The sequence below is a fragment of the Nocardia alni genome (genome assembly GCF_019038435.1).
GTDB lineage: Bacteria > Actinomycetota > Actinomycetes > Mycobacteriales > Mycobacteriaceae > Nocardia > Nocardia alni.
Genome location: NZ_JAGPOX010000098.1, coordinates 1 through 19140, shown reverse-complemented (window position 1 = coordinate 19140; position 19140 = coordinate 1). Strand labels below are relative to the sequence as shown.

General features: G+C 66.8%; 16 protein-coding genes. 10 read left to right on the top strand and 6 right to left on the bottom strand.

Features of this window, described 5'->3' with window-relative positions; all coding sequences use genetic code 11:
• Positions 1–232 precede the first annotated feature (232 nt).
• The gene (locus tag JZ791_RS30040) at positions 233–658 is read left to right on the top strand and encodes a hypothetical protein (protein ID WP_216898871.1); all 426 of its coding nucleotides are present in this window, start codon (positions 233–235) and stop codon (positions 656–658) included.
• 10 nt (positions 659–668) lie between these two features.
• Here JZ791_RS30040 and JZ791_RS30035 read toward each other — a convergent pair whose 3' ends face one another.
• Complete coding sequence (locus JZ791_RS30035) at positions 669–1226, bottom strand: QsdR family transcriptional regulator (RefSeq protein WP_254206586.1); 558 nt, start codon at positions 1224–1226, stop codon at positions 669–671.
• Between the two features lie 520 nt (positions 1227–1746).
• Between JZ791_RS30035 and JZ791_RS30030 the strand changes: the two genes are divergently transcribed.
• From JZ791_RS30030 to JZ791_RS30015, 4 genes are all read left to right on the top strand, one after another.
• Entirely contained in the window at positions 1747–2895 is a 1149-nt protein-coding gene (locus JZ791_RS30030) for an acyl-CoA dehydrogenase family protein (protein ID WP_216898867.1), read from the top strand.
• A gap of 108 nt (positions 2896–3003) precedes the next feature.
• Positions 3004–4128, top strand: coding sequence for an acyl-CoA dehydrogenase family protein (locus JZ791_RS30025; RefSeq protein WP_216898897.1), 1125 nt, complete (start codon positions 3004–3006; stop codon positions 4126–4128).
• A gap of 940 nt (positions 4129–5068) precedes the next feature.
• On the top strand, positions 5069–5698 hold the full coding sequence (locus tag JZ791_RS30020; RefSeq protein ID WP_216898865.1) for a LysE family translocator: 630 nt from the start codon (positions 5069–5071) through the stop codon (positions 5696–5698).
• A gap of 10 nt (positions 5699–5708) precedes the next feature.
• Positions 5709–6140, top strand: coding sequence for a RidA family protein (locus JZ791_RS30015; RefSeq protein WP_254206585.1), 432 nt, complete (start codon positions 5709–5711; stop codon positions 6138–6140).
• A gap of 7 nt (positions 6141–6147) precedes the next feature.
• On the opposite strand, the gene JZ791_RS30010 is transcribed toward JZ791_RS30015, so the two are convergent.
• Complete coding sequence (locus JZ791_RS30010; protein WP_254206584.1) at positions 6148–7305, bottom strand: Lrp/AsnC family transcriptional regulator; 1158 nt, start codon at positions 7303–7305, stop codon at positions 6148–6150.
• Between the two features lie 136 nt (positions 7306–7441).
• Between JZ791_RS30010 and JZ791_RS30005 the strand changes: the two genes are divergently transcribed.
• Positions 7442–8305, top strand: a complete 864-nt coding sequence (locus JZ791_RS30005; protein ID WP_216898863.1) for an NAD(P)H-binding protein — start codon at positions 7442–7444, stop codon at positions 8303–8305.
• A gap of 1209 nt (positions 8306–9514) precedes the next feature.
• On the opposite strand, the gene JZ791_RS30000 is transcribed toward JZ791_RS30005, so the two are convergent.
• Positions 9515–10933, bottom strand: a complete 1419-nt coding sequence (locus tag JZ791_RS30000; protein WP_216898862.1) for an amino acid permease — start codon at positions 10931–10933, stop codon at positions 9515–9517.
• Positions 10934–11074: 141 nt separating this feature from the next.
• Here JZ791_RS30000 and JZ791_RS29995 point away from each other — a divergent pair, with 141 nt between their 5' ends.
• Together JZ791_RS29995 and JZ791_RS29990 are read left to right on the top strand one after the other, a co-directional pair.
• Positions 11075–12451 carry an MFS transporter gene (locus JZ791_RS29995; RefSeq protein ID WP_216898861.1) on the top strand — a complete coding sequence of 459 codons (1377 nt, stop codon included), beginning with the start codon at positions 11075–11077 and terminating at the stop codon, positions 12449–12451.
• The gene (locus tag JZ791_RS29990; RefSeq protein WP_216898859.1) at positions 12441–12857 is read left to right on the top strand and encodes a MarR family winged helix-turn-helix transcriptional regulator; all 417 of its coding nucleotides are present in this window, start codon (positions 12441–12443) and stop codon (positions 12855–12857) included. The genes JZ791_RS29995 and JZ791_RS29990 overlap by 11 nt, the downstream gene beginning before the upstream one ends.
• A 558-nt stretch (positions 12858–13415) precedes the next feature.
• Here the strand turns inward: JZ791_RS29990 and JZ791_RS29985 are convergent.
• Positions 13416–14855: an ammonium transporter gene (locus JZ791_RS29985; RefSeq protein WP_216898858.1), complete on the bottom strand. Its 1440-nt coding sequence runs from the start codon at positions 14853–14855 to the stop codon at positions 13416–13418.
• A gap of 486 nt (positions 14856–15341) precedes the next feature.
• Here JZ791_RS29985 and JZ791_RS29980 point away from each other — a divergent pair, with 486 nt between their 5' ends.
• Complete coding sequence (locus JZ791_RS29980) at positions 15342–16256, top strand: dienelactone hydrolase family protein (protein ID WP_216898856.1); 915 nt, start codon at positions 15342–15344, stop codon at positions 16254–16256.
• A 240-nt stretch (positions 16257–16496) separates the two neighbouring features.
• Here JZ791_RS29980 and JZ791_RS29975 read toward each other — a convergent pair whose 3' ends face one another.
• A complete protein-coding gene (locus JZ791_RS29975; protein ID WP_254206583.1) occupies positions 16497–17000 on the bottom strand; it encodes a gluconokinase in 504 nt (167 codons plus the stop codon).
• Between the two features lie 169 nt (positions 17001–17169).
• On the opposite strand from JZ791_RS29975, the gene JZ791_RS29970 reads away from it, so the two are divergent.
• Positions 17170–17655 carry a universal stress protein gene (locus tag JZ791_RS29970; RefSeq protein WP_308163152.1) on the top strand — a complete coding sequence of 162 codons (486 nt, stop codon included), beginning with the start codon at positions 17170–17172 and terminating at the stop codon, positions 17653–17655.
• A gap of 27 nt (positions 17656–17682) precedes the next feature.
• Here the strand turns inward: JZ791_RS29970 and JZ791_RS29965 are convergent, their stop codons facing one another.
• A complete protein-coding gene (locus JZ791_RS29965) occupies positions 17683–18105 on the bottom strand; it encodes a nitroreductase family deazaflavin-dependent oxidoreductase (protein ID WP_254206582.1) in 423 nt (140 codons plus the stop codon).
• Between the last annotated feature and the right edge of the window lie 1035 nt (positions 18106–19140).

Here is a 19140-nt window from a genome sequence, read left to right as displayed (position 1 = left end):
GCGAGGTACGTTGCTCATTCGAGCAACGCCAGGCGCACCGCCTCTGCCGAAACCAGCGAGCCGAACCACCCCAGCACATACGTCCAAACGTGCCTACGCAGAGCAATCGCTCGAGCGCGAGGCACGTTGCTCATTCGGCACAGACGGGGGCACTGCCTCGGTGGGGAGTCACTTGTCGGTGTCGTGCGGGACACTGGCGGGACACGGCTGATCGGAGCGAAGGAGGCCCACTGTGGCGCAGGATGCCGGGGACGAGGCTGAGGGCGGAGACTCCCCCGATGAATCAGCCGGCGACTCAGCCGCGCGTAACGACGTCGAGAAGCACTGGCGCGATCCGGGTATGTATCGGCGTGCGGTGGAGTACTGCATCGGCGTGCTCGTGGTCACCGTGCTGGTGTTCGTGGCGATCCAGGTGTGGGCCGGGCGGCGCGAGCCGTGCGCGCGGACGGGGCATACCTACTGCGACACGGCCTCGCAGATCTCGATTCTGCTCGGCCCGGGACTCGTGTTGATCATCGGCACGGTCGGGGCGTTCGTCGCCACCTACCGGACCTGGAAGCGGCAGCAAGCCTGGCCGATCTGGCAGGGCGCGGCGTGGTTCATGATGACGGTGACGTTGGGATATCTGGCGATCGGTGCTGGCACGGTGATGACGTGAGCTCCGGCGCCTACTCCTGCGCGTGCACCCCGAGCAGCGCCTCCTGCACCTCGCGCAGCCGGTCCACCTCGCCGCGGAATCCCGCTACCGCGTCGTTGTAGAGAAAAGCCTCCACCAGCCGCACCAGCGCGTAGGCCAGGGTGCCCCGGTCGATCGGCGGGCGGTAGCCGTCCTGCTCCTCGGCACGCTGAATCAGCTTGTCCAGCGCGGCGACGGTCGCCTGGTGCACGAGGCCGTCGCTGCGGGTGATCAGGCGCAGCGCCGCGGTGGATTCGTTGTCGAAATACGTGCGCAGCGAGCTGTCCTCGGCCAGCCACCGGACCGTGCGGTCCAGAACCTGGGATACGCGTTCGGCCCCCCGAGCCCGGCAGCGCCGGTCCGCGGCCTGCACCATCCGCTCGAGCTGACGAGCCAGTGCCGCGCCCAGCAGCCCGTCGCGGGAGCCGAACCACCGGTAGACACTGGCTCGGCTCACCCCCAGACCGGCGGCGATCGCGTACACGTCCACCCGCTCACCGGCGCGGAACGCGGCCAGGGTCACCTCCAGCACCGCATCCGGACTGGCCATCGCCGGCCGTCCGCGCGGCCGGGTTGTCTCACCGCGCGGCCTTGCAGGCTCCCTGCGCGTCGTCTCCCCGCGTGCCATTCGCTCAGCATAGGTGCCCTCCGTCCCGCGACACCGCCCTCGTCGAGGCAACGAGCGGCTCCCCCACATCCGCCCCCGGTTGCCGCCGAGGTGGTAGCGACGGAACTCACCGCGCACCCACCCCCACTGCCACCGAAGCCGTAGCGACGAAACCCACCACGCACCCCCCACTGCCGCCAAAGCCGTAGCGACGAAACCCACCGCGTATCCGCACACCCGTAGACCAGCATCCGCGGCGACCAGCATCCGCGGCGGCGTGGGCAGACTGCCACGCCCCGGCAGCGCGCTGCCCCCATAGGGCTGCCGTCGCACGGCGAGCGCACTGGGGCGCACCCTTCTCTCGACTGCACATTTGATACACAGATCATCATGTGTACCATTTACAGCGTACGAATGGTCAGCCGTGTCGCAGCGACCGGCGCGACCGCGATATGGAGGTCTTATGCAACTGGCGCTCACCGAGGACGAGCTCGCCTTCCGCGACGAACTGCGTGCCTTCTTCCGCCGTGAAATCCCCGCCGAGATCCGCAACACCTACCGACAGGGGCGCGAGATCGGCAAGGAGGGTTTCGTCACGGCCCAGCGGATTCTCAACGCGCACGGCTACGCCGTCCCGAACTGGCCGATCGAATGGGGCGGCCGGGACTGGACACCGATCCAGCGCCACCTGTGGCATGACGAGATGCAGCTGGCCTCGGTCCCCGAGCCGCTGACCTTCAATGCCAGCATGATCGGCCCGGTCATCGCGCACTTCGGTTCGCAGGAGATGAAGGAGCGCTTCCTCCCGGCGACCGCGAATCTGGACATCTGGTGGTGCCAGGGCTTCTCCGAGCCCGACGCCGGATCCGACCTGGCCTCGCTGCGCACCACCGCGGTGCGCGACGGCGACTCCTACATCGTCAACGGCCAGAAGACTTGGACCACGCTGGCCCAGTTCGCGGACTGGATGTTCTGCCTGGTGCGTACCGACCCGAACGCGCCCAAGAAGCAGGCCGGGATCTCGATGCTGCTGTTCCCGATAGACACCCCCGGGGTCACCGTGCGCCCGATCAAGCTGATCGACGGCGGCTACGAGGTGAACGAGGTGTTCTTCGAGGACGTCCGAGTGCCCGCGGAAAACCTTGTCGGGCAGGAGAATCAGGGCTGGACCTACGCGAAGTTCCTGCTCGGCAACGAGCGCACCGGCATCGCCGGGGTGGGCGCGACGAAGGTCAAGCTGTGGCGGGCAAAGGAATACGCGCGCGAGGCGGGCCTACTGACCGATCCGCTCTACACCGCACGCATCGCCGAACTCGAAAACGAGCTGCTGGCACTGGAATTGGTGCAGTTGCGCGTCGCGGCGGGCTCGGCCGACGGCAAGCCCAACCCGGTCTCCTCGATCCTGAAGCTGCGCGGCACCGAACTGCAGCAGGCGGTCACGGAACTCCTGGTGGACATCGCCGGTCCGCAGGCGCTGCCTGCCGATGGCGACACGCCGAGCTGGGAGCGGCATTCCACCGCCACCTACCTGAACTTCCGCAAGACCTCCATCTACGGCGGATCGAACGAGGTGCAACGCACGATCATCGCCTCCACGATCCTCGGGCTGTAAGCCCGGCCGGGGCCGCGTCCCCACAAGACCTACGGTCAGGAGCCGGGTTCGCCCCGATCGAGAGCCCGCTTCGGACACAACAGAACCGGCTGAATGAAAGGGCCGTTCATGGATTTCGAGCTCACCGATGAACAGCGCATGTTGCAGGACACTGTGCGCGACCTGCTCGCTCGCGGGTACGACCCCGAGCGGCGCAATACCGTAATAGACACCGATCCCGGTTTCGACCCGGCGATCTGGCGCACTTTGGCCGAAGTCGGCGTGCTGGGGCTGACTTTCGCCGAGGACGACGGCGGTATGGGCGCGGGCCCGGTCGAGGCGATGCTGATCGCCACCGAGATCGGCCGTCGCCTGGCGCCCGAACCGGTGCTGACCGCGGCGCTGATCCCGGGTGGATTGGTCGCCGAGGCCGGAACCGAGTTGCAGCGCAAGGAGATTCTCCCGAAGGTCGCCGAGGGCGCGCTGCGCCTGGCTTTCGCGCATACCGAACCCGGCCATCGTTTCCCCGCACCCGCTTCGGCGACGACCGCTGTGCGTCAAGGTGATTCGTGGGTGGTCACCGGCCGCAAACATCCGGTGGAGGGTGGCGACGGCGCGGATCTGCTGATCGTCAGCGCGGCCACCGAATCCGGGGCCGGGCTGTTCCTGATCGATCCCAAGGCGGCGGGCGTCACCCGACGCCCGTACCGGGCGCACGACGGATCACGCGGCGCGGACATCGAATTCGCGTCCGTTGTCGCCGAACCCCTCGGGTCGGCCGGTGACGCCGCGGCTCTCATCGACTCGACCACCGTGCGCGCCCAGGCCCTGCTGTGCGCCGAGGCCGTCGGCGCGATGGAAGAGGCGCTGCGCCTGACCACCGAATATCTCAAGACCCGCAAGCAGTTCGGCGTCGCCCTGCGCACCTTCCAGACGCTGACCCAGCGCGCCGCCGACATGTACGTCTCGCTCGAGCTGGCCCGCAGCATGAGCTACTACGTCACCATGTCCCTGGCCGACGGCGTCCCCGACCCGACGATCGCCGCGCGCGCCAAACTCCGCATCGGCCGCTCCGGGCGCCACATCGGCCAGGAGGCAGTGCAATTGCACGGCGGCATCGGCATGACCGCCGAATATCCGGTGGGCCACTACCTGGCCCGCCTCACCGCCATCAATCACACCCTCGGCGACACCACCGACAATCTGCGCACCCTGGCTGCCCACGTCGGCGACCACCAGCTCGCGGAGCTGTAATACGACGGTCCGATACTCGAGCGGTACCCCGAGGGCCGAGGCAATCTCGGGTTCACGCGGTCGTCGCAATACTCTCGAAAGAGGTTGCGGCGACCGTCTTTTCCCGAGCAGGCGGCTCAGTTCGCTTACCGTCGGGCCCGGTTGGTCGATGCCGGGGTGACGGTGGTGCAGGCTGCTCTGAAGCCGGAGATGCCGAGGACAAGCCCCGGGGGCGGAGAACCGGTCCGACCGGGACGAGGCTTGGTGAATTTCGCCGTCGTGGCCCTGCTGCCGGTGCGGGCCAAGGACGCTGAGCGTCGCGACCATGAGTGCTGGAGCACTGGCAATCACCCCTGGGCGTTCAGGCATTGATCGCGCCTCGGTGCCCGGCCGGAATTTTTCAAGGTGAGTGAGACCATTCAGTGTGTTATGCCGCTTGGAGTGGTTGTTCCTCCTGTTCGGGTTGGTTGATCCATGCGGCGGTGGGCAGTGGAAGCCATGCGCCCAGTCTCGCGCACCGGCATCGCCGTCGTCATTGTGGATAGATCCGATCTCGCCCCGCGTCAGGCCGATTTGCTGTGAACCAGTGGTCCCAACTCACCCTGACACGCAGGGGGCCGCTGATCGTCGCGACCATGAGTGCTGGAGCACCGGCAATCGGCCCTGGGCGCTCAGGCACTGATCGCGACCCTGGGTGCTCGGGCACTGACAACCGCGCCCCTCGGTGCCCGGACACCGGCAATCGCCCCTTGGGGGTGCAGGCACTGATCGCGCCTCGGTGCCCGGGCTGACGACCGGGACCGTAGGTGCTGTGACACCGAGGATCGCGACCGTAGGAGGTGCTGTGACACTGACGATCGCGACCCTGGGTGCTCGGGAACTGACAATCGTCGCGCGGTCGCGTGGGTCGCGCGGTCGCGGCTCTGCGACACAACACGGTCTGCTCGTTTAGGGTGGCCCGGTGGCCCACGCTCTATTGTCGTTCTCCGTCGTAGCCGGTCTGCTCACCATCGTTCCCGGACTCGACACAGCGATGGTGCTGCGTGCGGCGGTAGGGCGCGATCGGCGGCACGCGTTCGCGACGGCGTTCGGGGTGGGTAGCGGGACACTGGTATGGGGAATCGCTGCGGCGGCAGGGGTATCGGTGCTGCTCACGGCCTCGGAGCTGGCCTACACCGGATTGCGGATCGCGGGTGCGGCGTATCTGATCTGGCTCGGTGTGAAAATGTTACGAAATGCGTTGCACCGCAAGTTGTCTCCGGTGGCCATGACTGTCGAGAGCCAGCCGCGCGGACTGATCCGGGCGTGGGCGCGCGGACTGGGCACCAATCTGCTCAATCCCAAGGTCGGCGTGTTCTACATGGCGATGTTGCCGCAGTTCATCCCGTCCGGGACGTCGCACCTGCTCGCGGGGACGGCGATGGCGGCTGTGCACAACGTCGAGGGCATGATCTGGTTCACCGCGATCATCTGCGCCGCGGGCCTCGCCCGCACCTGGCTGAACCGGGATGCGGTGCGCCGGGCAATGGACACGATCACCGGTGCAGTGCTGGTCGGCTTCGGCGTCGATCTGGCCCTCGGGCGGCGCTGACCGAAAACCGATGGGAGACATCATGCATCCGCACGGCGAACCCTTGCGCCGGGAGGCGTTCTCGTTCACCCCGGACCATGGGGTACCGCCGAAGGTCGCCCCGTTCTCGCATGCGACGCGGTTCGGCTCACTGGTATTCGTCACCGGGCAGATGCCCACCGATCCGGCGACCGGGCTGCCGGTGCCGGGTGACGTTGTGGCACAGGCCGAACAGGTGCGGCGAAATCTCGAGGCGGTGCTCGAACAGTTCGACCTCACCCTCGACGACGCGCTGATGGTCCGCGTCTATCTGACCTCGTTCGAGGACGACTACGAGGCATTCAACGCCGCCTACAGCACCTGGTTCAACGGCCCGCTGCCCAGCCGGACCTGCGTCGGCGTCACCGCGCTGGCGGTCGGCGCGGCGGTGGAGATCGATGTGATCGCCGGAATCCCTTCGTAGAACTCTTTCAGCTCGACGACGGGCGCACCGGCGCAGTGGATTTGACGGTGGTCAGGACCGGAGTGGTCTCCAGCGTCTGGATCGCCTCGAAGTGGCCGAGTTTTCCGGTCAGGTAGGCATGCAGCGCCGCAGGATCCGGACACAGCACCTCGGCGACCAGGTTGGTGCGGCCCGTCGTCGCGGCGACGAACGCGAGTTCCGCATGCCCGGACAGGGATTCGGCCACCTCGTCGAGCCGTCCGGGCGCGATCGTCGCCCACAGCAGGGCACGGGTGGTGATGCCGAAGAGACTGCCTTCAACATCCACATCGAAATACAATGCGCCGCAGTCGAGTAACTCGGCGATACGGCGAGCGACCGTGGTCGTGGACCAACCGGTGGCAGCGGACAGATCGTTGACCGACGCACGCCCATCTGCACGTAACGCGGTGAACAGCGTCGCGTCCGAATCGCATACGCCGTGCCGTGTGCTATCCGGACTGGGTCGCCGACCGCGACGGCTGGGGCTGTACCGGCGTGATCCAGCTGTGGCCGGCCAACGCCCGGCGGGGTGCAGCTGGTCGACGGTGCTACCGGGAGACGCCGCTCCATCGTCACCCGACTGCTCCGCTCTCACGGCGCCCAGCCGCGGCGCCGAGACGCCGCCCGCCGGCGACTCCGGTACGTACCGAGTCTTACCGGTCGACGTCAGCGCGTGCTGTTGCTCGGCGTTCAAGGCCGTGAGATGCCCCGGCCATACGGTCGGCCCGCCGACATAGGTGTGCAGGACGTACTGCGCCGAAATGCCGGTGATCGCGGAGGTGCGCGGCAGATCGTGCAGGAGTAACGATGGGGTGTTCGGGCCGGGGCCGTCTACCAGCAGGAACACCTCGGTGCCCCCGGAGGTCAGCATCACCCAGGAGGTGTCGGGGCGGCGGGCCAAGGCGTGTGCCAGGCGCTGGGCGGCCGCCGGCGTGGCGGTGAGACGGACCAGCCACTGGGTTGTCCCCGTGCGATCGGGTACCGGTAGGCCCGTCACTCGTAGCCCGGCCTCGGCATGCAGGCGCCGATATCGACGCGCCACGGTCTGGGTGGATACCCCCAGGACCGCGCCGATGCGGCTGAACGGGGCACGACCGTCGAGATGCAGGGCGTGGATCAGCCCGTAATCGGTCTCATCGAGCATGGAACAAATCCTCGCATATATCGGGATTCTGGAAAATATCGGCATATCCGTACGACTGGATGGATCTTCTCCGGCCACAAATCGCACTCTGGTCCACGTGGGACACGCCCACGACCAGTCGAAACAGGAGTTCGCAATGATTCTCGTGACCGGAGCAACCGGCATCGTCGGACGTGCCGTGGTCGATCACCTGCTGGCCGCCGGCGCGCCGGTCCGCGCGCTGACACGCCGGCCCGATACCGCCGCGCTGCCCGCGGCCGTCGATGTCGTCCGGGCGGACCCCGGAGAGCCGGAGACCCTGCCTGCCGCCCTGAAGGGGGTGGACCGCATGTTCCTGCTGACCGCCGGCCCGTACCTCGCCGCGTACGACGCCAACCTGGCCGAGGCGGCCGCCGACGCGGGCGTCACGCATATCGTGAAGCTGTCCTCGGGCCGGGTCGACGACCCCGCCGCGACGGACCCTATCCCCACCTGGCATCGCGCCGGGGAACGCGCGATCCGCGGCAGCGGGATTCCGTGGACGATGGTGCGCCCCTTGGGTTTCATGTCCAACGCCCTGCATTGGTCGCACACCGTGCGCACCCAGGACACCGTCTACGCGCCGTTCGGCCACGGCCGCATCGCCGCCATCGACCCCGCCGACATCGCCGCCGTGGCGACGACGATCCTGACCGAGCCCCGGCTCGCCGAATCTGGTCACCGCGATCGCACCTATCTGCTCAGCGGCCCCGAGCCGCTCTCCCCCGCCGAGCAGACCGAGATCCTCAGCGACGTGCTCGGCCGGTCACTGCGTTATGCCGAGACCTCCCCAGCCGAGGCCCGGGATGCGTTGCTGCGCTTCGGAGTCGACGACACGATGGCCAACGCGATCATGGCGCTGCGAGCGACCGCACTGGAGGCGTTCACCTCGGTGGTCCATCCCGACGTCGAGCAGATCACCGGCCGCGCGCCTCGCAGCTTCCACGATTGGGCACGCGAACACCGAGCTGTATTTATTTGAGGACCGACCGGAGCATGCCGGGTGCTCCTCGCCACACCAGGCGGATCAATATAGGACTCGACCGACAAGCCTATGGGACTTCCACAACAGACCACTGTTGCTGAGAAAGGCCGGAGCCCGGCCTCCCGCTACATTGTGTGGGCCTTGCGGTCCGGTTTCCGACGAATTCGTCGGGAGAATGTAGCCATAGGCCAGGTTGCCATTCCCGTGGTGGTGTGGGATCGGCCCGCAGAGCACGGTTCGGTGCGGGGGCCGTGCGCTGACGCCCGGTGGGTCGTGGGTGCGGTGGCGGGTCGGCCTCACGGCCAGCGGCTCGGAGAACCGGCCTCCCGCTGCATTTTCCGGGTCGAATTGTCGGAAACCGAAGTTTCGAGGCGGAAAAATGCAGCGATAGGCCGGGTTGTCCCGCGGTGGTGCGTAGTCGGCACGTGCTGTTCGACGTGGGTACGCTGACGGCTGGTCGCTGTGTGGGCCATCCACCCGCCGTGCCGGGGAGAACCGGCCTCCGGCTGCATTTTTCGGGTGGATTCGTCGAAAACCAGAGTCTCGGAGCGGGAAAATGCAGCGATAGACCGGGCTGTCCTGCGCGCGGTGGTGTGCAGGCGGCTCGTAGAGTGCGGTGTGGTGGCGGCGGTGCACCGAGACCGGTTTTGGGTGCGGGTGTCGGGTCGGCATCGCGGCGAGTGGCTGGGAGGACCGGCCTGCAGCTACATTTTGCGGTTCGGTTTGTCCGAAAGCGGCGTCTCGAGCCACCAAAATGTAGCGATAGGCCGGGTTGTCGCATGGTGGTGTGGAGTCGGCATCCAGGGGCTGTTCGGTGTGGTGGTCGTGCGCTGATGCCTGGTGGGTCGTGGGTGTGGTGTCGGGTCGGTCCGGGAGAACCGGCCTCCGGCTGCATTCTTCGGGCGGAATTCTCGGGAACCGGAGTTTCGAGGCCGGAAAATGCAGCGAAAGGCCGGGTTGTCCTGCGCGTGGTGATGCGCAGTCGGCTCGCAATGTGCAGTGTGGTGGCGGCCCCGCACTGACGTCATCGGCGCGGTGTCGGGTCGGCATCGCGGCGAGCGGCTGGAGAACCGGCCTCCCGCTGCATTTTTCGGGTGTAATCGTCGGAAACCGGAGTTTCTAGGCCGGAAAATGCAGCAGGAGGCCGGTTCTCGGTCCAGAGAATCCAATCACACCGGGCCGAATCCGCAGCCCGGTGCGAAATAATCAGGCAGACATAGCTTCCCGGCGCTTCACCAGAGCGTTCACGATCGGATACCCGGCGCAGACCAGCACGGTCCACACCACGCCGACGACGACAGCCGTGCGCCCACTGTCGGTGAAGAACAGCAGCACCACCACCAAGACCAGGAACGCCAGGGCGAGCACGGTGCTCACCGGCGCGCCGGGCAGGCGGTAGTCGCTGGCCGGCAGTTCACCGCGCCGGACCTTGGCGCGATAGACCATGTGGCACACCAGGATCATGCCCCACACCACGATGATGCCGATGGTGCTGACCGAGGTGATGTAGTTGAACGCCTTGTCCGGGGAGATGATATTGACGATCACGCCGATCACCATCACCGCCGCCGAGACGATGATGCCGGTGTAGGGCACCTGCCGCCGGCTCAGCGCGCCGAGTCCGGCCGGGGCCTCCCCGCGCAGCGCCAGGCTGCGCAGCATGCGGCCGGTGGAGTAGATGCCGGAGTTGCACGACGAGAGCGCCGCGGTCAGCAGCACGAAGTTGATGATTCCGGCCGCACCGGGGATGCCGATCTTCTGGAACACCTCCACGAACGGGCTCATCCCGGAATGGAAGTTCGTCCAGCTCACCACCGACATGATCACGATCAGCGCGCCCACGTAGAACAGGCCGATCCGGATCGGCAGCGAGTTGATCGCCTTGCGCAGCGTGGTGCGCGGGTCACGGGCCTCGCCGGCGGTCACGCCGACCAGCTCCACGCCGACGTAGGCGAACACCACGATCTGCAATGCCAGCAACGCCTGCCCGAAGCCCTTCGGGAACACCCCGCCGTCGGCCCATAGGTTGGTCACCGTCGGATGCTGCGCATGCCCGAACCCGATGACCAGCACGCCGATGCCGATGACGATCATCGCCAGGATCGCGGTCACCTTGATCGCGGAGAACCAGAACTCGCCCTCCCCGAACATCTTCACCGAGATCAGATTCGCCGCGAACAGCACACCGAGCACGACCAGCGCGGTCGCCCACTCCGGCACCGCGAACCAGTATTTGACGTACTTCCCGGCGACCGTGATCTCCGCCATGCAGGTGGAGATCCAGACCGCCCAGTACGTCCAGCCGGTGACGAACCCGGCGAACCGGCCCAGGAATTCGTGCGCGTACTCGGCGAACGAACCGGAGACCGGGCGGTAGGTGAGCAGTTCACCCAGTGCCCGCATGATGACGAAAATCGCCACGCCGGCGACCAAATAGCACAGGATCAGCGCGGGGCCGGCCTGCTCGATGGCGCCACCCGAGCCGTAGAACAGGCCGGTGCCGATGGCGCCGCCGATCGCGATCATCTGGATGGTGCGCGGATTCAGTCCGCGCTTGTAACCTTCTTCTTCACTCTGGGATCGGGTGGACTGCGCGCTCGGCGCTTCCGTACTGCGGTCCGTCATGGCTCGCCACGCTACCGCGTGAGCAGTCTCACCGCCGACCGCAGTGTGATGCGGTGGGAAGGAGGCCCCACGACGTGCGATGGGTGTGATTCAGTGCAACTACTCTTGAAAATGGAACTGTTGTAGTTTCACAATCGTTGTATGGATACAACTGTCGAGGGTATGAGCGCGCGCAGGAAGACGATCATTCTGGTCACCTGCTGTCTCAGCCTGCTGATCTCCTCGATGGACTCGACGATCGTGAACGTCGCGATCCCGTCGATTCGTCTCGAGATGCACGCGCCGCTGGCCCGGATGCAGTGGATCATCGATATCTACACCCTCACACTGGCCAGCCTGCTGATGCTCTCGGGCGCCACCGCCGATCGGTTCGGGCGCAAGCGCATGTTCCGCATCGGGCTCATCATCTTCGCCGCCGGCTCGCTGCTGTGCAGCCTCGCGCCGTCGGTGGACGTCCTGATCGGCGCGCGGTTCGTGCAGGCGATCGGCGGATCGATGCTCAACCCGATCGCCATGTCGATCATCACCACCGTATTCACCAACCGCATGGAACGCGCCCGCGCGGTCGGCGTGTGGGGTGCGGTGGTCGGCATCTCCACGGCCCTGGGACCGATGGTCGGCGGGCTGCTCATCGACTCGCTCGGCTGGAAGTCGGTGTTCTGGATCAATCTGCCGATCTGCGCGGCGGCGCTGGTCCTCACGACGATCTTCGTGCCCGAATCCAAGTCCGGGCGGGCGCGCGGCATCGACCCGGTCGGCCAGGTGCTGGCCATCGCGGTGATGTTCACCCTGGTCTTCGGCCTGATCGAGCACAAGCCGGCGGTGTTCGTGGTAACCGCGCTCGCGCTCGCGGCGTTCTGCTACGTCGAGTTGCGACACCGCTCGCCGTTCATCGACCTGCGCTTCTTCCGTAGCGTGCCTTTCGCCTCCGGCACGCTCGTCGCGGTGTTCAGCTGTGCGGTGCTGGGCGCGTTCCTGTTCAGCGCCTCGATCTATCTGCAAGGGACGCGGCACTACACGGCCGTGCACACCGGTCTGCTGTATCTGCCGATGGCGCTGGGCATGCTGATCTGCTCACCGATCTCGGGGCGGCTCGTCGGGCGATACGGCACCCGCCTGCCGCTGATCGTCGCGGGCACGATGGAGGCGCTCGCCACGATCGGGATGACCTTCCTGCGGGCCGATACCCCGATCTGGGTGGTGGCGGTGATCTTCGCCGCGTTCGGCATCGGCTTCGGCACCGTGAACACGCCGATCACCACCGCCGCGGTCAGCGGAATGCCGCTGGATCGAGCGGGCGCGGCCTCCGCGGTGGCCTCCACCAGCAGGCAACTAGGGATAAGTCTCGGCGTGGCCTTGTGCGGACTGCTGAGCGGTGCGAATCTGTGGTCGTTACTGTGCGTCTTCTCGGTCGGCGTGATCGTGCTCGGCATCGCCGCCAACACCCCGTGGGCCGAACGGTCCCGGGACAGCGTCGCGCATCTGTTCGACGAAAAGGTTCCCCAGCATGCCCGATGAGATCCCGACGCCCGACGAGGTGTGGCAGCTGATGCTGCACGTCGTCGGCACCCGCGATCTGTGGAAACGCCGGATCACCGAGCGCACCGGGCTGCCGTTCAGCCGGGTGAAGATCCTGCGGACGCTGCGGTCGGGCGCGCTGCCGCTCAAGGAACTCGCCGCCGCCGCCGCGATGGACCCGCCCGCCGCGACGGTCGCGGTGAACGATCTCGAGGAGCGCGGGTTCGTTTTGCGCACAGTGGATCCGGAGAACCGGCGCTCGAAGATGGTGAGTATCACGGCGCTCGGGCTGGAGACCCTCACGGATGCGCTGGCAACCCACGACCCCGCGCCGGAACCCTTTGCGGCGCTGGCTGACACAGAGCTGATGACGCTGCGGGAGTTGTTGCGCAAGCTGGACCGCTGAAATCCACTGCGCCGAAGGGCAGTCCGCTATCGAGGACTCCGGCCGGCAGCTTGCCGAGGTGACACCCCGGGTTGAACCCACCCGGGATGCCGACGGCCGACGCCAGGGACTCAGCCGCTCTATTCAGCCACAAGCCGCTCGAGCACCCCGGCGTGCTAATCACCCACGCCGGAGAGCCGACCGCTGTCACACCGGAGAGCCGGCCGCTATTCAGCCACAACCCGCTCGAACAACCGGGCATACCAACCACCCGCACCGAGAACCCAGCCGCTGTTCACCCAACAACCCACTCGAGCACCCCGGCATACCACCCACCCGCTCGAGCTCCCCGGCTTACCAACCACCCACACCGGAGAGCCCGCCGCTATTCAGCAACACCCCGCTCGAACAACCCGGCGTGCCAACCACCCGCACCGGGAACCCAGCCGCTATTCGCCGACAACCCACTCGAGCACCCCGGCATACCAACCACCCACACCGGAGAGCCCGCCGCTATTCAGCAACACCCCGCTCGAGCACCCCGGCATACCAACCGCCAACGCCGCGAACCCAGCCGCTCTATTCAGCACTACCCAACGGCTCAGGTTCTTCGGTTTTGCCGGGTTTCGGCACCGGCGCACTGCCGTTGTCGGTTGATCGCGCGGCCATGGCGTGAGTGGCGATCAGACCCTCGTCCGGATATGCCTCCTCGTCATGAGCTGCGATATCACCGATTTCGAGCGCGGCGTCGTCCATTCGCAGTTTCATGAACAGACCCAAGAACCTCAGCAGCACGAACGTGACGAACGCATCCCACACGATGATCGTTGCCGCGGCCCCGAGCTGCCACAGGAGCAACTTCGGGTGATGGCCGTAGAGCCAGCCACCGTATGACACATCCGATACGTCCTTGCCATTACCCAGGTACACAAGGATTTTCGGGTCGGCCAGCACACCGACCAGCAGACCGCCCACCAGGCCTGCCACGCCGTGGGTGTGGAACACACCCAGCGTGTCGTCGACCTTCTTGAACAACCGGGTGCGGCCCAGCTTGTTCCACGACAGCCACACCAGCGACGAGGCGATCGCGCCGATCACCATGGCGCTGAAGCTGTTCACGAAACCGGCTGCCGGGGTGATCGCGACCAGGCCGACGATCATGCCGTTGATCGCGCCGAGGAACGTCGGCTTGCGCTGGGGTCCACCGAGCAGATCCCAGATCACCCAGGTGAGCAGGGCGACCGCCGTGGCGAGGTTGGTGTTGATCACCGCCTCCGAGGCGTTCGCCCCGGAGAAGTACATATCGCCACCGTTGAAGCCGTTCCAGCCCAGCCACAGGATCCCCGCACCGGCCGCGGCCATGGGCAGGTTGTTGGGTACCGCGCGTTCTCGGTCGCGGGCCAGCCGAGGGCCGATCACCGCTGCCGCCACGAAGCCGGAAGTTCCTGCGGCCAAATGGATCACGTAACCACCGGAGTAGTCCAGCGCACCCATCTGCGACCACCAGCCACCGCCCCACAGCAGAAAGGCGTTGACGCCGTACGCGAATGTCGACCACAGCGGCACGAACAGCAGCCACACCTTGAAGTTGATCCGCCCGATCACGCTGCCCAGGAACAGCAGCGGCGTGATGCCGGCGAACACGAATTGGAAGTAGGCCAAGGTGGTTTCGCTGAACCGGAACTTCGGCATGGCCCCGTCGACCAACGGGATCAACGCCTGATTCTGATTGTTACTGCCCAGGATGGTGTGCGGTACGCCGACGGCCGCCCGCAGAATGCCCGGCCCCAGCTTCAGCGGCTCGCCGAAGCCCATCTTGAACACCCACAGCACCCACACCACCAGTACCAGGGAAAACCCGGTGAAGGCCATCAGCATGGTATTGACGGCCCATTTCTTCTGGACCAGACCGCCGTACAGGATTGCGATACCTGGGATACTCATCAATCCGACGAGCGTGGCGGCCACCAGCTGCCACGCGTTATCGCCGGGGTTGAGCCAATCATGATAGGGAATCATGTTCGGCGCCCTCTCTGCCGAAGCTGGGGCAGGCTCGCGATGGGGCCGACCCTGGATCTTTCTCACGCCTGGATGCCGCACGTGTGCCGCGTCACAAACGGTGAGAAAAGTCTCGCTAGATCACGTTTCGGTGAGGTTATGCCAAGTAAAAACTGGATGTCTCCCCGCGTGGCGACGCGAAAAACGCTGTGTTTCAAGATCATCCACGGTATTTCAAGATCGCCTATGCCAGTCCGCGCAATAGTACACAAGCGGCTTTCGTCCCGCCGACGACCCCATTCACAACGATTCCCCTCTCCGGAGTGCCGGCATCTCCGGCTTCCCCGGCGCCGGGAATCACCACTGCCGACAGCGCCGGGGCCGACCGTCCGTATCGGTCGCCCGAGCACGCTTGCTCGGCGTGCAATCGACCCGCCCGACACTCGTGTTTCAATGGCCGATCGGAGGCCTGCCCGCCGCCTACCGACACCGCTAGGGTGTGTGCACATGACGCCTTTGCAGCAGTACATCGCCGAGGAGATCGCGACCGACCACGCTGACGGCATCCTCGATCGGCGTGAGGCCCTGCGCCGGCTGGGCATGGTGGGACTGGGCGCCGCCGCGGCGTCGGCGCTGCTGGCCGCCTGTTCGTCGAATCAGAGTTCCAGCCAGGCACATTCGACCACGGCCACCGCGTCGTCCGCGGCCCCGGCCGCCGGCCCGCCCGGCACGGCCGGCGCGCTGGCGTCCACCCCGATCACCTTTCCCGGACCGCAGGGGCGCACGCTGCGGGCAGCCTGGTCGGCCGCACCCTCGCCGCGTGGCGGCGTGCTGGTGATCCATGAGAACACCGGGCTCACCGACTTCATCCGCTCGGTCACCGGACGCTTCGCCGGGATCGGCTACAGCGCCCTCGCGGTCGACCTGCTTTCCGAGGAGGGCGGCACCGCAACGTTTTCCGAGCCCGCGGCGGCGACTGCGGCGCTGGCCAAGATCCCGCAGGACCGTTTCGTCGCGGATCTGCAGGCCGGGTTCACGGAGCTGGGGCGGCGCGTGCCGGACAAGAAGCTGGGCGTCACCGGATTCTGCTTCGGCGGCGGACTCACCTGGATGATGCTCACCGCGGGCACGCCGAATGTCGCCGCGGCCACGCCGTTCTACGGGCCGTTCCCGCAGGGCGGCAACCTGTCCGGGACCAAGGCCGCGGTCCTGGCGATCTATGGCGGTCAGGATGCGCGTGTCGGAGCGACCCGACCCGCGGCGGAGGCGGCCATGCGGCAGGCCGGGCTGACGCACGAGGTCTACATCGCTCCCGGGGCCGACCACGCCTTCTTCAACGACACCGGAGCTCGGTACAACGCGACCGATGCCGCGGAGGCATGGAAGCGCGTAACAGCTTGGTACGCAAAATATCTCGGCTGAGCGCTGGAGCGGCTCCGTCAATCTCGCGGACGTTGGCAGGAATCCACCTGTTCTGCAATCGGTGACGGTGGATTCCGGCTGTCGGTGTGCCGGATACGTCCCAGCGTCGACCGTTGGCATCCGGGTCGCTCGAGCGGATTGTCGTCTCGGCATGCTGTCGACCGACGTCACCGGCTATCGAATCGTGCCGATTGCATCCCTCCATGAGAAAGGGGCACGGGCGCACAAGCATGCCGGGCGTTACTTCTCCGGGATCTCCAGCACCGCGAGCGCCTGTCGCACAACGACTTCGATGTCCTGGGTGGCGTCGATGACGGCCCCGGGCTCGTCCGGTGCAAGCCGTTCGAGGGTGGCGAGCTGGGATTCGAGCATCAACGCGGGCATGAAATGGCCGCTGCGCGTGGTCATTCGGCGCATCAGCTCCTCATGCGAGGCATCCAGTTCTATAAAGTACAGACCGGGGGCGGTGGCGCGCAGGCGATCCCGATAGGTGCGCTTGAGCGCCGAGCAGCTCACCACGCCGCCGTACTCGGCCAGCCACGCGCCCACCGCGTCCAGCCAGGGAGCCCGGTCCGCGTCGTCGAGCGGGATCCCCGCGGACATCTTCGCCACATTGGCGGCCGGATGCAGATCGTCACCGTCGGCATACGCTACGCCGAGTGTGATCGCGAGCCGACGACCGACGGTGGATTTGCCCACCCCGGACACGCCCATCACGGCGACCGGTAGCTGATATTTCGCCATTGACCGACTGTAGCCCGGGTGGCGATGTGCGCTTCCGCCCTCTGGGCTGGTGACCAATTTCCGATGCGCGACCGCACGGCATTCACCGGTCGTGGCTCGACGGCCCAGGGCAGCTCGTGTCGCAGGGGCGCTCGAACCTCGCATTCGGCACAGCGGCAAAATGGGCACGGTGGCGCAGGAGAAAAGTCCGGAATGGTCGACGGACGCGCGGTCCGGGTTCGAATTGGGCACCGACGGACCGCGGGTGGTGATGGCCGGGGTGGACGGATCCGATGCCTCGTGGCGGGCGGTGGCCTATGCCGGGGGCCTGGCCCGCCGCCAGGGAGCGCTGCTGGCCATCGTGTACGTGCAGCCGTTGATGACGATGTCCACCGTGTACGGCGCGGATGTGCAGAGCACCACCGCGGAGGTGGCCGACGACATCGCCCGCACGCTGTCCGAGCACAGCGAGAAGGTCCGGGATGTCTACGCCGTTCGCTGGAAATTCCTGACCCGCCGCGGCGATGCCTATACCGGACTGGCCGAGACCGCCGATGAGCTGAAGGCCGATGCCGTCATCGTCGGCGCGTCGGAGAAGGCAGGTCACCGGCTGATCGGATCGGTGGCGGTGAGATTGGTCAAAGCCGGGCGCTGGCCGGTAACTGTCGTGCCATGAAAATGTCGGCTGGTATGCCCTCGGCGCTCACATCCTGGTGAGCTCGAACAGCCGAAACGGCCGGCCGGGGGCCAGGCGCTGCTCCATGGCGTAGCCGGGCCACACCGCGATCGCGCGCTGCCAGGCGCGGTAGCGGTCCGGACCGGTCAGGCGTTCGACGCGGACCTTGAAATGTTCCCCGCGCATGTGCAGTTCGGCGTATTCGGCGGCGTTGAGGTTGGCCGACCACGAAGGGTGCTGCGGGCGGCCCCAATTGGAGCCGACGAGCAGGAAGGCGTCCGGCCCCTCCGGAACGTACATCAGCGACACCGTGCGCGGCTCACCGGATTTTCGCCCGGCGACGGTCAATTCGAGCGACGGAAGACCCGCCACATCCAACACACCGTGGCGGCCCTTGGTGAGGCGGCGCACGCCGCGCTCGAGCCGGATGATGGCGGGCGCGGCCCGCATGACCAGTGGACTACGACCGATCAGACGACCGACGGCAGGTAATGGATTCCTCGGCACAGAGAACACGTTAGTACGCTGTAATGTCACAGTGATCGCGGCGCTGTTACTTGGATGCGATTACCCACGCAGAGCTGGCTCTCTGCCGTAGACACGCCGGGAGCTCGGGCGGCCCTGTAGACGAACACCGCGACTCCCGGACACGCCAGACGACCGGCAGCGGCGGCACACGTGATCAACCACAATTGGGTGGTACGCGCCAGTACGAAACGCACACAACAGCAGACGCCGGCAGCGGTACGGCGACGTGGGATCCCCCGGCCCGCCACATGGCGGGCCCACGTCCACATCCGCTCCCCTCGCCCCGAGCCCGCGCTGAGGGGCGTCCGGGGCGCGTGGACCGGGATGCCCGTCGCGCTGAGGGATTCCGCACCGTGCGCACTGATACCTCTACACAACGCAGCACAGACGCCAGGTCGGCCCGGCCGACCACCACGAGAGCGAGACGCAAGCATCGAGCCGACATGCAGGCCAGTCCCGCTGCCATCGCAACAATGGAACACGAACGCCAAGGCGACAGCCGACATCCCAGCGGCGGCAGACCAGACAGGTCGGTGGCCCGCGCCGACGCGGCATTCGGCGTCCCACCATCACAACAGCGAGGCACAGACACCGGAGGCAGCGACCGAATCCCGTCGATCGACTACCACACATCGCAACACAAAGCACCACAGCAACAGCCGGGCCAGCCCAACCGACCATCACAACGACCAGACTCGAGCACCGAGCCGCCACCGGAAACGGCGACCGGACCCACTCAGCCGACCACCACACATCGCAGCACAGGCACCGGAGCCGCAGCCGGGTCGGCCCAAGGCCCAACACCACAACAGCGGGAGACAGGTAGAGGGGCCAAGTCACCTCAGCCGACCGCCACAACAGCTGGCGCACAGGTACCGGAGGCGGCGAACGGATACTCGGACCACCACCACACAGCGGAGCGTATTCGCCAGGGCAACAGCCAACCCAGCCCAGCCC